General features: G+C 54.5%; 12 protein-coding genes. 3 read left to right on the forward strand and 9 right to left on the reverse strand.

Going from position 1 to position 13,730, the window contains the following annotated elements; genetic code table 11:
• The first annotated feature begins 207 nt into the window (after positions 1-207).
• The gene (locus FCN80_RS09515) at positions 208-534 is read left to right on the forward strand and encodes a carboxymuconolactone decarboxylase family protein (protein ID WP_136989931.1); all 327 of its coding nucleotides are present in this window, start codon (positions 208-210) and stop codon (positions 532-534) included.
• A 48-nt stretch (positions 535-582) separates the two neighbouring features.
• Positions 583-1,596, forward strand: coding sequence for an aldo/keto reductase (locus FCN80_RS09520; protein ID WP_136989932.1), 1,014 nt, complete (start codon positions 583-585; stop codon positions 1,594-1,596).
• A 106-nt stretch (positions 1,597-1,702) separates the two neighbouring features.
• Here FCN80_RS09520 and FCN80_RS09525 read toward each other — a convergent pair whose 3' ends face one another.
• Positions 1,703-3,190, reverse strand: a complete 1,488-nt coding sequence (locus FCN80_RS09525; RefSeq protein ID WP_136989933.1) for a UbiD family decarboxylase — start codon at positions 3,188-3,190, stop codon at positions 1,703-1,705.
• A 211-nt stretch (positions 3,191-3,401) separates the two neighbouring features.
• Here FCN80_RS09525 and FCN80_RS09530 point away from each other — a divergent pair, with 211 nt between their 5' ends.
• Positions 3,402-4,295, forward strand: a complete 894-nt coding sequence (locus FCN80_RS09530) for a LysR substrate-binding domain-containing protein (protein WP_136989934.1) — start codon at positions 3,402-3,404, stop codon at positions 4,293-4,295.
• A gap of 237 nt (positions 4,296-4,532) precedes the next feature.
• Here the strand turns inward: FCN80_RS09530 and FCN80_RS09535 are convergent, their stop codons facing one another.
• The 8 genes from FCN80_RS09535 to FCN80_RS09570 form a co-directional block, all read right to left on the reverse strand.
• Positions 4,533-5,810 carry an ATP-grasp domain-containing protein gene (locus FCN80_RS09535; protein ID WP_136989935.1) on the reverse strand — a complete coding sequence of 426 codons (1,278 nt, stop codon included), beginning with the start codon at positions 5,808-5,810 and terminating at the stop codon, positions 4,533-4,535.
• Positions 5,811-5,818: 8 nt separating this feature from the next.
• Positions 5,819-6,559, reverse strand: coding sequence for an EamA family transporter (locus FCN80_RS09540; protein WP_230492583.1), 741 nt, complete (start codon positions 6,557-6,559; stop codon positions 5,819-5,821).
• 313 nt (positions 6,560-6,872) lie between these two features.
• Entirely contained in the window at positions 6,873-7,439 is a 567-nt protein-coding gene (locus FCN80_RS09545; RefSeq protein WP_136989936.1) for a phosphoribosyltransferase family protein, read from the reverse strand.
• A gap of 9 nt (positions 7,440-7,448) precedes the next feature.
• Positions 7,449-8,387, reverse strand: a complete 939-nt coding sequence (locus FCN80_RS09550) for a cysteine synthase family protein (protein WP_136989937.1) — start codon at positions 8,385-8,387, stop codon at positions 7,449-7,451.
• 211 nt (positions 8,388-8,598) lie between these two features.
• A complete protein-coding gene (locus FCN80_RS09555) occupies positions 8,599-10,086 on the reverse strand; it encodes an FGGY-family carbohydrate kinase (RefSeq protein WP_136989938.1) in 1,488 nt (495 codons plus the stop codon).
• Between the two features lie 59 nt (positions 10,087-10,145).
• Positions 10,146-10,985 (reverse strand): class I fructose-bisphosphate aldolase, encoded by an 840-nt coding sequence (locus FCN80_RS09560; protein ID WP_136989939.1) that lies wholly within the window; start codon positions 10,983-10,985, stop codon positions 10,146-10,148.
• Complete coding sequence (locus FCN80_RS09565; RefSeq protein WP_136989940.1) at positions 10,969-12,723, reverse strand: glycerol-3-phosphate dehydrogenase/oxidase; 1,755 nt, start codon at positions 12,721-12,723, stop codon at positions 10,969-10,971. Before FCN80_RS09565 ends, FCN80_RS09560 begins: the two co-directional genes overlap by 17 nt.
• Positions 12,716-13,708, reverse strand: a complete 993-nt coding sequence (locus FCN80_RS09570; RefSeq protein ID WP_230492585.1) for a sugar-binding transcriptional regulator — start codon at positions 13,706-13,708, stop codon at positions 12,716-12,718. Before FCN80_RS09570 ends, FCN80_RS09565 begins: the two co-directional genes overlap by 8 nt.
• Between the last annotated feature and the right edge of the window lie 22 nt (positions 13,709-13,730).

A 13,730-nucleotide genomic window follows, 5' to 3' on the forward strand; every position in this document is an offset into this window, starting at 1 on the left:
TCTCTTACCGGAGGCCCGCCCCAGGCGGTCCAAATTCGCTCCCCATGGGGCCGTCGTTCGCTTACCGCCACGAGCCAGCTCGCCATATTTAGAATTATGAGTTTAATTCATATCTGTTTGCCATATACACGTCTTTATAAATTAATCGGCTTGGCCTTATCATGGCTCTCGGCGGCAATACATTTGTCTTATCGACCAGGAGAGCGTATGTCCAATGAACCCACCGCGGCCCGTGAAGCTTTTGGCGATATCGCCCCCGCGCTGGCCGAATACACCGACAAGGTCTTGTTTGGTAATGTATGGGAACGTCCCGGCCTCTCTTCGCGAGACCGCAGTCTGGTTACCATTGCCAGCCTGATCTCCCTTTATCGAGTTAACGAGCTGCCTTTCCACTTAAATAAGGCGCTGAAAAACGGGATAAGCAAAGAAGAGATTATAGAAACTATCACACATTTGGCATTTTACGCCGGTTGGCCTACGGCAAACACCGCGCTTTCCATCGCCAGAGGCGTATTTCACGACGCCGGTCTCTGATGACACAGGTTGTCATAACACGCCTGAAACCTGTTAAGGAGAGGTACTATGGAATATCGCTATTTAGGACGCAGCGCGCTCAAGGTTTCTCCCCTTTGCCTTGGCGCAATGCTGTTTGGTGGGGAAACCGATGAAACCACATCGATGCGCATCATTGATAAAGCGTTTGCGCGGGGCGTTAATTTCATTGATACCGCCGATGTCTATCATGCGGGAAAATCTGAAACTATCGTGGGCCGCGCCATTGCCGCCCGGCGGGACAAATGGGTGGTCGCTACCAAGTTTGGCTTTCCATTCAGCCAGGGCGCCAATGAGCAAGGGCAGTCGCGGAAATGGATTAACCAGTCGGTAGAGGCCAGCCTGGAACGGCTGGGTTCCGATTATATTGATATTCTTTATTTCCACCGGGCTATCCCCGGTCTGCCGCTGGAAGAAAGCGTCCGTGCCGTGGGCGATCTGATCCGACAGGGCAAGGTCCGTTATTTCGGCGTTTCCAACTTTACCGGTTGGCGTATCGCGGAGATATGCCGTCTTACCGATGAGTTGGGCATTGATCGCCCGGTTGCCAGCGAGCCGCTGTACAACATGGTTAATCGTACCGCGGAAGTAGAGCAATTGCCCGCCGCCGCTCACTATGGATTGGGGGTGGTGCCTTACAGCCCGTTGGCGCGCGGCGTGCTGAGCGGCAAATATGCCGTGGATGCCGCACCGCCTCCCGAAAGCCGCGCCGGGCGGGGAGATCCCCGTATCCAGCAAACGGAATGGCGTAAAGAATCCCTGGCAATTGCGCAAAAAATAGTCGCTTACGCCGCCGAACGCGGCACGACGCCTATCGCCCTGGCCCTGGCATGGGTACTGAACAATGCTTGCGTGAGTGCCACGATAGCGGGTCCGAGAACGGAGGCGCACTGGGATAGCTATGTGGATGCGCTGTCTTTGCGGCTTACGGCCGAAGACGAAAAGTTCGTCGACGGCCTGGTTCCGCCAGGCCATGCCTCCACCTATGGCTATACCGATCCCGGCTATCCGGTGGAAGGGCGCAAAACACGCCAATCCCTCTGATGGGTAGGTCTTCTCCGGTCAGGTAGATTACCCCTTTTGGTGTGGAAATCGCTTCCTGTCGATGCGTTGCGCTTAGATGGCATTGTTCTCCTGGCCTTCGCTGCCGTTATTGAAAGCGAAAGCCGGGGATAAAACGGCTCACGTCCACGTCAAGAAATTCGCTGCGGCGGAAGTGCGCTTTTAGGTCATAAGGAACGGTGCAATCGAAAATTGTTTTGCAGGCAATGCCATGTGAACGGATAGACGGGCTGTATGCCGGGTCGGATGACGGATCAAGGGGATGACAACGCACACCCGGAATGGAGAGGGTATCCACATCGCTCTGATAGCGGGTGGTCATCGCCCACATCACGTCGTTAATGTCGAAAATATCGACATCTTCATCCACCAGCATCACATGCTTGAGTTCGGAGAATGCGGCGAACGCCAGTAGCGCCGCCTGCCGTTGCCGTCCCTCATCCGCCGGGGTACGCTTTTTCACTTGCAGCACCGCCAGGTATTTGCCGGTGCCCGGCGACGGACAGTGTACGTTTTGGACAAATCCCGGCAGCGCGCGCTCGACCATCTGCAAAATGCTGGCTTCAGTGGGAATGCCGGCCATATTGGTATGTTCATCGCTTGACCCGATGCAGGTTTGCAGAATCGGATGGCGGCGATGGGTGATCGCTTTCACTTTTATCACTGGCAACGCCGCTTGCGCACTGCCGGTATAGCCGGGAAATTCGGGCATGGCTTTGCCGGTGTGGGTGTTCTGGTCCTCACGCACGCGCACGTTGGGCAGCAATTCACCCTCAATCACGACTTCCGCGTTGGCGATGGCTCTGGCGTTCACCGTTACGCATTCGGTCAACTCGACCGCCCGATTGCGCAGGCTGCCGGCGATGGACAACTCGTCAAAGCCCAGCGGCGTGGTGGGGGGCTCGAAACAGGCGCCGATTTCAATGGCCGGATCGACGCCAATACTTATTGAGATGGGCAGCGGTTTGCTCGCCGCTTCGGCTTTTTGCCGGAAAATATCCAGGTGGCGCCCCGGCACAAAATACATTGAAATTTGGTCTTTGCCTTGCACGCACAGGCGGTGAATAGTCACATCCGATTCCCCGGTTTCCGGGTCGGCGGCGTAGCACATGCCAAGGGTGAAATAAGGGCCGGCGTCTTCCGGGGTATTAGTTGGCGCCGGTAAGATTTTGATGATATCGAAATCCGGGTCGCTGGCCAGATGCACCACTTCCTGACACACGGCTTTTTCACGCGGGATCACGATCGGCGCAATCGGGTTCGCCACCGAATCTCTTAACATAAACGCCAGGTTTTCCGGCGCGGCGCCAAACAGGCGCGCCACGCGTTTGCGCGATGACAACAGCCCAATTAGCACCCGCATGTCGTCATACCCTTTTATGTTGTTAAAAATCATCGCCGGGCCAATCCGGGTCGGCCGTTTAACCGTACCGTGGGCGCCGACATAACGGTATACCCCGGATAATTCGGCAATAGGATCAACCGGCTCATCAGTGTAAATCACTTCGTCATCATATTGGCTCAGCACGTCCAGCGCGGAACGAAGGTCCGTCACTGCCGTTTGTTTTTCATACATTTCACTCGTCCTCATTTCCCATTATTGGTGATAGGTCGACATAAACAAAACGCGGACGCACTTGGCTAAAATAGCCATAATCTATTGAAATACTGTTGATTACCCGCATTTCGCCAACCTAGTTTCAGTGATTCTCTGATAAGAGTCCAATAATAATATCAGGTCTTTTGATAATAGATTATTATTAGCCATTGCCCCGACGGGAGGATCCATGGACTATCGACAATTGCGCGCCTTCGTCGTCTTGGCGGAAGAACTGCACTTTGGCAAAACCGCCGCCCGACTCAACATCGCCCAGCCGGCGTTAAGCCTGCAAATCAAAGCGTTGGAACAGGAATTGAAGATGACCTTATTCCATCGCGATCGCCGAAATGTCGCCCTGACATTTGAAGGCGCTCAGTTGGTCGAAGAAGCCCGTGCCACGGTAAATCAATATGAAAATTTCCGGGAAAACGCGCGCGCGCTGCAAATGGGCCATAAAGGGCAGTTGACGCTGGGGTATGTTGGCTCGTCAATTTTCGACCCGGCGTTCGCAAGGTTAGTCAGCGGCTATCATAAGCAAAAGCCGGATATCGACTTGATCATTGAGGAACATAATGTTCATGAGCAATTCGCACTGTTACTCAGTAATCAATTGGATATCGCCCTGGTTCGCTCGCCCATGCCAAGGTATGAGCAATTGGAATACCTGGATATGGCGACCCGCCCGCTGATCGCCGTGCTGCCCCAAGGGCATCCGCTGTCATCCCGTCAGCGCATACCCTTATCTTTGCTGGCCGATATGCCGTTTCTGGTACAGCGGGATCCGCCGGGCGTCGGTCTGGGTTGGTCGGCTATCAACGCCTGCCGGCGCGCGGGCTTCACTCCCCAGAAAATCCAGTTCACCCGCGATGTATCCGCCGCCATCGGGCTGGTGTCGATGGGCATGGGGGTGACACTGGTGCCGGAAACCCAACGTTCGATGATGCTTAGCCATGTGAGATACTGTTATCTTGACGACCCACAGGCCACCACGACGTTGACCCTCAGTTGGCAGCGACATGCCGCCAATAAGGCCATGGGCGAGTTCATGTGCTTCGCCCGCGAATTATCACGCCAGTTATAGTTCGGTTAGGCGGGCGAGTGGCTAAAGGGCTGCGCCGGGTGTTCAGCGTCCGATGAATCCGTAAGCTTCTCTACGCTAACCACAGGTTCGCATCGCCGCAGGCTTGGATGACATTAGCCAGCGAAACCCGTTTATACTCGCCATCCGGTAAATCGGTTTTTGAATGGGCCGCTCGCTGGCCGCCGCGATGCAACGGGACGTATTTTGAATATAAGGGCGCTGCTTGATGTGGCTGGGTTAGCTTTCGCTGCTGGACGCAGGGTCGGCGGGCCCCGTCTTTGCAGAATATCCGCCGGCGGATTCCAATTCGCGGATAACGTGATAATCCCGCCAAAGTTGTGATGTGCTTCTGCTGACCAGATAGACGGTTCCTGGCTGGCTAAACACATCTTTAGTCGGTTCAATCGTCTCGCCGTTGGCAACGTACAGCTCGGCTTTTTTGAATGAGGCCAATTTTTGCATGTTGAGGAGGAATTCATCAGCGAAAAAAACCGATTTATCCGGATTAATCAAACAGACATTGAAAGAATGGTTTTTTAATAAGTAATACGGCTGTTTGGTCAACGTGATAAATTTTTGCGGATCGGCAATGGCCAATGCCGCGGCTTTTATTTGCCCCATACCGGTGGTTTGCCGTGAGATGTCAGGCCGTAGAATACCATCGCTTCTGGCGGCGATCTCAACAAGATAGGGCCCGTTTTCCGTTAACATAACCTCTGCATGGCTCGGCCCGTTTTTGATGCCGAGACAGGCGCAAACCCTTTTGGTGTAGTCAACCAATGGCGCAAATTCTTTTTGACGGCTATCAATGAGTTCATCAATATCATAAATGATACTGCCGGTTTGCAGTTTACGTTTATGATATTTGACCACCTCGGTCACCAGAATTTCGCCATCAAGGGAAACAAAGTTTACAACATATTCGGTTCCTTCAAGTAATTGTTGAAAGAGGACTTCGTGATTAATGACATTCAACTTGTTCTTTTTATTCACCAAACGCTCAAAAGCAGCGCGGGCTTGTTCCTCATCGCGGCAGATAAAAACGCCATCAGAACCGGCGCTCTCCAGGGGTTTCAAGACAATGGGAAACCGGATGCTCTTCAACCAGGGCAACGCTTGCGGCCATTGATTCACTTTGATTTGTTTTGCCGCGCTTACATTCCCGGCGCGCAGCGCTTCTATCATGGCGAATTTGTTGCGTCGCGCGGTGGTTTGCGCCCAGTCATTGGCATAGGGCAAACGCAACTCGTGATTGAGGATGTCGGCCAACAGAACGCCACTTTCCGCGCCGGCAAATATCGCGTCAGTTTTGAACGCGCTGATAAAATCCAACGTTTTTTGCAGATCATCATGGACTAGAACTTTTTCATAGAGTGATGGGTCGAACCCTTTATAATAATAATTATCCAGGTGCGGGCTAGATGCGACATGTACCAACCTACAGTTCATGGCATGTAATTCTTGCGCGATATACTTCCCTGATGAAAATCCATCAACAACTGTAATGTTTTTCATTTTTTTCCTCATCGTGAATGTTGGGCAGGGGATTTACTGATGGCTAAAAGACACAACAGGACCAAAATGATGACCACCGCCGATATGCTCTCACGGGCGACAGCAATTCGCGGGTCCAGAAATTGGAGCGCCAGTGTGAAAACGGGCAGTAACAATAACATGAGCGAGATATGCAGTGGATCGAGGATACTAATTGAACGTTGCATTAGCACAATGGGCACAATATGGCCAATCACCGAGAGGATAAGCACCACTAGCAGCCATTGCCAATCAAGTACAAGGGAGACGCCGTTGTAGTGGCAATATAGGGTCGCCAGCAAAAGCATCAAAATATTCCGCATACCGAGAATATCATACGACCCCCAGCCTTTGTTATCCAACTGCTTCGACAATAACGTGTAAATCACGGTCCCTATGGCGCTGCATAGCACACAGATAATGCCTATCACCCGTTCTGCCTGCGAGGTGGCCGTCATACCGCTTTTGCCCAGGTAGGCATTGCCAAGCATTAGCGCAACGCCCACGAGAATGACCCAGGCGATAGTTTTTTCCAGGCGGGTCGGCTTTGTCGGGACACGGAGAAATAACCGTGAAAGGATAATCGTTATTGCGGGCCCACAGGCCACCGAGGCGATGCCGACAATGGCCGGTTCCAGATATTTCAAGGCCATAATCAAGCCACCCCAATTTAGCAAAACCGCCATATTGACAAAGATGACCAGGCTGATGTCCACCCTGATTTTTTTCATGTAGCCAAATTTATGTTTCGTCAAAGAATACGCTGAAAACAACAAAGTGGATAAGACAAAGCAATAAAGAATAAAAATGGCCGGGTTAAGATCTTGCAGGAGATTGGCTACAAATACGTCAAAGGCAGCGCTGATACAGCAAAATATTGCGCTGAGCACAAGTCCGGTTATTGCATTACTGTTCATCATTGGTCGGGCCTATCATATGCTGTGAATTTGTGTTGCTCCACTGCTTATAGGGGGATGCGTTACATTTTTCATTAAAAGGCAACAAGGTGTTTTTGGGCCGTTTCCGGCCGCGGTTTCCTTTGAATTATGCGTTCAGGACCGTTACTTTATCTTCATCCAGTGTAATTTTAATCACCGATTCTACCTCATGTCCGGTTTTTTCCCGGACGTATTGTCGACCCAGTTGTTGCACTTTCTCCACCGCGCAAATGAGTTGCTTGATTTCCCCGCCGGCATTTTCCACTGATTTTACCAAGGAGATCAAAGTGCCGCCCGTGCTTAGGGTATCATCGAAGATGATCACTTTATCGCCGGGGGCGATGCCATTCAGATACAATTCTCCCGTGAAATATTCCGAACGGATATCCACCACATTTCTGTTCAATGATTTCAAACTGTAGGGGTACCATCTGGCCATGGCCAGGGGTTTGCCGGTCAGTAGGGACAGGACGGTGGCCAGCGGCGCGCCTTTATCCTCTTCGGTGATGATTTTATCGAAATCGCTTTTGATAAGCTTCAATATTTCATAGGCCGTTTCCAACAGGACTTGCGGTCTTAGCGCTGGGATTTGGTCAGTAAACTCATTAACGGTCGTAAGTGTTTCCCCAGAATTAACCACTGTGGCATGAGAATAAATTTCCTTTAGTAACATCCTGCCTCCCTAATGAGTATATCCGGGATAGTTGCCGTCCCTGCGGCTGTGGTATTTCCAGGCGCAATCGAAAAACAGAGTAAGAATAACTTTATTGTGTATATTTTTCATTAAACACTCGCTCATGAAAACATTTGCCCCGCAGGTCGGACCTATGTTTAATTGAGCGGACTGGTTAAAACGCTGCATTCTTTGCCAGGCAAGATTGCCGTCGATGATTTTGATTTCATCAATAAGCGCCAGGTCCGTGTTGGCTGATATCTGTCCTGACCCTAATCCCATCAAATTATGTGGTTGATGGTAAAAGGCCATACCCTGATTTTTCGCGTAAATCGGCGCGGATTTGTCAACCTCGATGGCTAACGTTTGCATGGCGGGGTAGATGGCTTTCAGTGTTTTGGCAATGCCGGAGAATGTGCCTCCCGTGCCGATGGCGCAGACGAAATAATCCGGTTTGAGCCGTAACGCGGCGAGTTGCGTGATGATCTCCTGGCCGCAGACGCGCCACGCCGCGTGATTCAAAGGGGTTTCGGCCTGGTTCAGATAATAGGCGTTTTCCGTATTCGCCACATAATGCAGCGCTGCCGCCACGGAGCCTGCCAGAAATTGTGCTTTTGGGGTTTCGATGATCGTGCCGCCAAAACCGGTTATTTGTTTTAGCCTTTCTTCCGTCATGCCCTCCGGCATAAATATGACCACCTGATAGCCTTTCGCTCCGCCAATCCAGGATAGGGCTGCGCCGCCGTTGCCGGTCGAGCAATCGACCAGGGTCATGCCAGGACGTATTTTCCCTTGCTGTTCCAGGACGGTGATAATATGGTGGAAAGTCCGGTCCTTATGGCTGCTGGTCGGATTATCGCATTCACACTTGGCGAATAATTTATTTTTATTTAATTCCAAATCTACCAATTGAACTAATCTGGTATTACCAATATCATTTAAATCCATATCAACGTCCTGTAATAAAAATACCATCCTATCGTTTCCCTGGGGTATTTCTCTTTTCGCCTCGGGTACTATCCACTACTTTTCCAGGCAGTGTCAAGTAAGTTATTTCCGCTGGGTAATTGGGAATCATATTAACTATGCTGAATAATCTAAATTGTCTCTCGGGACCCTATTCTGCGACCAAGAAGAATCCCCGGCGTAGAAACCGGCTTTAGCTCCCCTGACGCCATACCTCGCTCATGGCCCGCTCCAGCCTTTTAAATAAACGATAGCGGTCTTCATGAAATGCCCCGCGCTCGGGCCGCGGCACCCGCTCGCCCGGATTGATTTGCACGGCCAGGCGCGCGGCGTCGGCAAGATTCCGCCATATTCCCACCCCCACGCCCGCACACAGGGCGGCGCCCAGAGCCCCCGTTTCTTTGCATTCGCTGACCCGGATGGGGATACCCAGCACGTCGGCGAACATCTGCGGCCAGATGCAGCTGCGGGCCGCGCCGCCGGATAAGGTCGCTTGCCTAAAGGCGATACCGGCGGCACGCAAACGGTCGATATGGGCGCGATGCGCAAAGGTCACCCCTTCAAACAGGGCGAACAGCATATCGGCACGGGTATGCCAGCCCCCGAGGCCATAAAACCCCGCTTTGGCGGGTTCGGCTTTACGGCCGGAATACAGGTAGGGATGGTAAAGAGGCAACTGGGCGTTGGGTTGTACCTGCGCGACACTATCACTGCTGCGCGCCGCGCCCTGACCGGCTCGGCCGTCGTCGAACTCACGTAAAAACCAGTCGAGATTGGCCGCTGACGTGGCGCTGGCCTCGATGGCCATAAAACGGTCTTTTTCGATGATTGAATTCATAAATACCGGGCGCCGATAATCGGGATGCCCCACCACCACCTGATTAATGCTCCAGGTACCGGCGACAATCGAGGCTTCGCCGATGTTCACCACGCCGGAACCGATGGCGCTCGCCACCACATCGAAAATCCCGGCGACTACCGGAATGCCGGCGGGCAAGCCGGTGAGGCGCGCCGCCTGCGCCGTCACGCAACCGACAATGTCGCAGGATTCCCGTAGCGCCGGCAGACGGGGCAGGGCATCCTCAATACCATATAGCGCCATCAGTTCGCGGCTGTAACCGCGCAATCGATAGTCGATAAGTCCCGCGCCGGCCGCATCGGAATAATCCGCGCTCACGACGCCGCATAGAAAATGGGCAATCACATCTTTGGCGCATAACAGGTATGCCGCCTGTCGCCAACGATCCGGTTGATGTTGTTTGATCCAGCTTATCAGTACCGGCGTGGCGGCCGGCCAGGGCTTTTGCAGGGATAACCGATAAATGGGCTTATCATTGCCGCAGGTGGTTAATGCCTGTACTGTCTCCACCGCGCGCTGATCAATGGACTGTATGCCAAACAGGGGCTGATGCTGACGGTCTAGGGCATACAGACCGTTGCCGTGGCCGGCCGCCCCCACCGCAATCACATTGTCGGCCAGGGGACCGGCCTGTCGCAGACAGCGGGTCACCGCCTCGCTGACGCCATGCCAGATATCCGCTACCGGACGTTCCGCGTAACCCTCCTGGGGATGGCGGGTTTGCCCCGCGCATTCAGCGACTGACAGCACATGGCCGCTGAGATCAAACAATACCGCTTTAATCATGGTGTTTCCGGCATCGATACCGAGAATCTGACTCATATCCGACTCCGTTTAACAGACGAAGACGGCGCACCGCTTAAGCGCCGATACAATACGACCTATCCCTGTCGATACAGCGCTAACGCTTCCGGGCCGCTGGCGCCCTGATGGATAATCGCCATCAGCGCTTTCACCACCCGTGACGGGTTGGCGTGCTGATAGACATTGCGGCCATATACCATGCCGCTGGCGCCTTGCGCCATCAGGTCGGCGCTCTTTTGCAATACCGCGCCCAGCTCGCCTTTGCCGCCGCCACGCACCAGCGTCGGACAGCGGGCCATTTCCACGACGCGATGAAAATCCGCCACATTATCGGTGGGATCCGCCTTGATGATATCGGCGCCCAGCTCCCGCGCCAACCGGACCAACGGCACGATTTTGCCCACATCGCCAAGTGAGCCGTAAGCCGCGCCCTGGCCGGCCGGCGCCATCACCAAGGGTTCTATCATCAATGGCATGGCATAGCGATCGCAGGCCTGGCGCAGGCGGCCGATGTTTTCGATGCACATACGGAAAATGCCCGGCTCGTCAGGGATCTGATAGAGGTTAACCACCACCGCGGCGGCATCCATTTGCAAGGCGGCAAGAATCGGCTCATCCGGGTTGTGCAATATCGCCCACATTTCCCGATGGCGGACCGCGTTATAGGCGTTACCGACATCGGCACGCATCACCAAAGCCGGTTTAGGTCCGGTTTCCTGTTGCAATAAATCGGCCTGGCCATAATTCACTTGAATGGCGTTGGGCTGCGCGGCAATGAGGTTGCGCATCACGCCGGCAATGTCCTCCAGCCCCAACAGAAAATCCGCTTCATTGGCGATACCGTGATCGATGGCCACATCAAGACATTTGCCCTGCTGAAACAGGCGATTCATACGAACTTTATGGGTTACTGACAAGGCGGATGTCCTCTTTGAAAACTACGGGATAAAGGCCGGTAAGGCCATGTAAACGGGCAAGGCGCCGGCAGCTTCGCTCCACATGCTTTCGCCGCTGCGCCTCACTCCAGCACAACACGCGCGCCATCAGGTGTGAAACTTCCTCAACCAGCGCCGGCGTCAGTTCTCCGCAAATCGCCAATGAGGTACGGCGCACCAGTAAATCCTCCAGTTGGCATACCTGCTCATGGGTAATCAGATAACCCAGTTCGGTGTCGCTATACCCGCAGTGGTGGCGTAACGGCCGCTCGCCCTGGCGGCGAATCTCCTCGATCAACATGACGGCTCGCGCGCCGTAGCGTTGCGACAGTTGCGATACCCGGGCCACAGATAAATCGTTTTCCCGCGCCAGCGTTAGCAGCCAGTCGTCCCTGGCGGCGGGCGCGGGGAAGCCCCGGCCGCCGCCAATAGCCAGATCGGCGCTGGAAACTGTCCGCGACCGGCCCAGCAATCCCAACACCTTATCGGCGGCCTGCTCGCCAAAGTGGCGGAAGGTGGTCCACTTGCCGCCTACCAGACAGAGTGTGCTCCAACGGTGTGCGGCATCCGGCGGTAGCCATACCAGCGAATGATCGCGGGATATCTGCCCGTTGCTTTTGGCGTCGCTGGCAGGCAGCGGCCGCACGCCGCAAAAGGTATAAAGAATGGCGTTTTCCGGCACCACGATGTGCGGAAAGACAAAATGCAGTGATTCGAGGATGTAGTTTTTCTCGGTTTCTTCGCATACCACCGTATCGGGATCATCGGCGCGGATATCGGTCGACCCCAGCAGAACCTTGCCGAACCACGGGAACATGATGCAAACGCGACCTTCCTGATTTTCAAAATACACCATCTCGCCATCCAGCATGTCCAGCAGTTCGGGATGATCGATGATAAGGTGGGAACCTTTGGTGCCGCCTATCAGCTTTTGGCTTGCGGCCGTGGGCGTCACGCACTGGTTGAGCTTATCGATCCAGGCGCCGCAGGCATTTACCAGCACGCGCGGCCTCAAGGTGAAGTGTTCGCCGCTTAGGGCATCGCGCAAGATAATCCCTTCCCCCTCAGCCCGGATAACCTGGAGGTAGTTGAGGGCGAGCGCCTGTGGACAGACTTGTTCGGCATCTTCAACCAGCTCATAGCCAAGCCGCTCCGGGGCGGTGATCCAGGCATCATAATAGCTGGCGCTGTATTTCACCCAAGAGGCGAAACCGGGCCAGCGTTGCCGTGTCGCGGCCTTGCCGCACACCTGGTGTTTCGGCATGCTGCCGTTTTGCCGGGTATAGAGGTCATACAGGCTGAGGCCGATTTTAATCAATAATGCGCCGCGCCGCGAAGGCGTATCGCTAAGATGCAGAAAACGACGCGTGGCGTTAATCAATCCGCTGCCCAGGTTGTCAATCGGCACTGTGGTGCGAAGCGGGAAGACATAATGGGGGGCATTCTGCAAAAGACGGTTGCGTTCGGTGACCGACTCTCTGACCAGCCTGAATTCCCCGGTTTCCAGATAGCGCAGCCCGCCGTGAATCATTCGCGATAACGCGCCGCTGGCGCCCTGACACCAATCGTCCTTCTCCACCAGAACGGTCGGGATGCCCTGCAAAGCCAGCTCGCGGAAGGTGCTGATGCCATTGATGCCGCCGCCGACGATCAATACCGGCACAGTGCCGCGCTGGCGCAGCGCGGCCAGGCGTTGGTCGCGGGTTATGGGGTTACGCATGTTTATCTCCCTGACGAATGGCCAGTTCCAGCACGCCCGCCGCGGTGGATTCATCGGTGACGATGCCTTTAAGCCAATGACCGCGCAGCGCGCAGAAAATGGGGTCCACTTTATTTCTGCCGGCGGCCACCGCCATGGAAAAGGGGATACATTGCAGTTCCGCGAGCGTCAATCCCACCAACCGCCGGTTGGCGTCGAATTGGGCGGGTCGTCCCTGCGCGTCCAATAGCCAGGCGAGCAGCTCGCTGCGCGCGCCGCTGGTTTCGATACTGGCCGAGGCATGGCGCGCGGACAGGTTTAGATCGTAGTAACTGGAGCTGTCGGTGTGAATCGATCCCAGACCGACCACCGCCAGGGTGGCGCGGCGGGCTTTATCCAGCACGCGATCGACGGCGCTGATGCCCATGAGCATATCGCGTTCGTCGGCGGAGTCGGTAAACAACGGGGCATGGATTTGCCACGCATGACCGCCGAGCCGGGCCGCCATTTCTGAGGCCACATGATTGACATCGGTATAATGTTTACCCTGGACACAACCCAGCGCGGGCACGATCTGCACATCGTATTTCCGCGCCGGTTGCAATGCTTCGACCAGCGCGCTCACGCCTTTACCGCCGGTGATGGTAATCACATCGCCGTCTTTAAGGCGCGACAGTAAATACTCCGCCGCGGCCGAACCCACCATTTGCAGGCTCTGTTCTTCGTTGCTGGCCACGTTGGGCGCGACCACGGCTTGCTGCAACCGGCCAAGCTGCGCCAGATCATTTTCCAACTGATGGGCGGAGAGCCACGGCGATTTGATGGTGATTTCCACCATGCCGTTGGCGCGGCCCTGACGGATCAAACGATTGACGCCGGCTACGGACAAACCGGTTTCCAGGGCTATATCCGACTGCTTTTTGCCATCAAGGTAATACATCACCAGTACCTGATAGATCTGACGCGCATTGTGAAACGCGAGATGTTCGCTATCAAATTCCATCATTTGTCATTCCTTGTTTCTGGCC

Source organism: Martelella alba (genome assembly GCF_005217455.1).
In the GTDB taxonomy this organism is placed as follows: domain Bacteria; phylum Pseudomonadota; class Gammaproteobacteria; order Enterobacterales; family Enterobacteriaceae; genus Acerihabitans.

Bases quoted from the DNA above. Each gene is read 5' to 3' on its own strand.
- FCN80_RS09540 (WP_230492583.1), bottom strand. From the start codon at position 6,559: ATGAAAAAAATCAGGGTGGACATCAGCCTGGTCATCTTTGTCAATATG.
- FCN80_RS09525 (WP_136989933.1), bottom strand. From the start codon at position 3,190: ATGTATGAAAAACAAACGGCAGTGACGGACCTTCGTTCCGCGCTGGAC.
- FCN80_RS09520 (WP_136989932.1), top strand. From the start codon at position 583: ATGGAATATCGCTATTTAGGACGCAGCGCGCTCAAGGTTTCTCCCCTT.
- FCN80_RS09565 (WP_136989940.1), bottom strand. From the start codon at position 12,723: ATGCGTAACCCCATAACCCGCGACCAACGCCTGGCCGCGCTGCGCCAG.
- FCN80_RS09545 (WP_136989936.1), bottom strand. From the start codon at position 7,439: ATGTTACTAAAGGAAATTTATTCTCATGCCACAGTGGTTAATTCTGGG.
- FCN80_RS09515 (WP_136989931.1), top strand. From the start codon at position 208: ATGTCCAATGAACCCACCGCGGCCCGTGAAGCTTTTGGCGATATCGCC.
- FCN80_RS09555 (WP_136989938.1), bottom strand. From the start codon at position 10,086: ATGAGTCAGATTCTCGGTATCGATGCCGGAAACACCATGATTAAAGCG.
- FCN80_RS09550 (WP_136989937.1), bottom strand. From the start codon at position 8,387: ATGGATTTAAATGATATTGGTAATACCAGATTAGTTCAATTGGTAGAT.
- FCN80_RS09535 (WP_136989935.1), bottom strand. From the start codon at position 5,810: ATGAAAAACATTACAGTTGTTGATGGATTTTCATCAGGGAAGTATATC.
- FCN80_RS09530 (WP_136989934.1), top strand. From the start codon at position 3,402: ATGGACTATCGACAATTGCGCGCCTTCGTCGTCTTGGCGGAAGAACTG.
- FCN80_RS09570 (WP_230492585.1), bottom strand. From the start codon at position 13,708: ATGATGGAATTTGATAGCGAACATCTCGCGTTTCACAATGCGCGTCAG.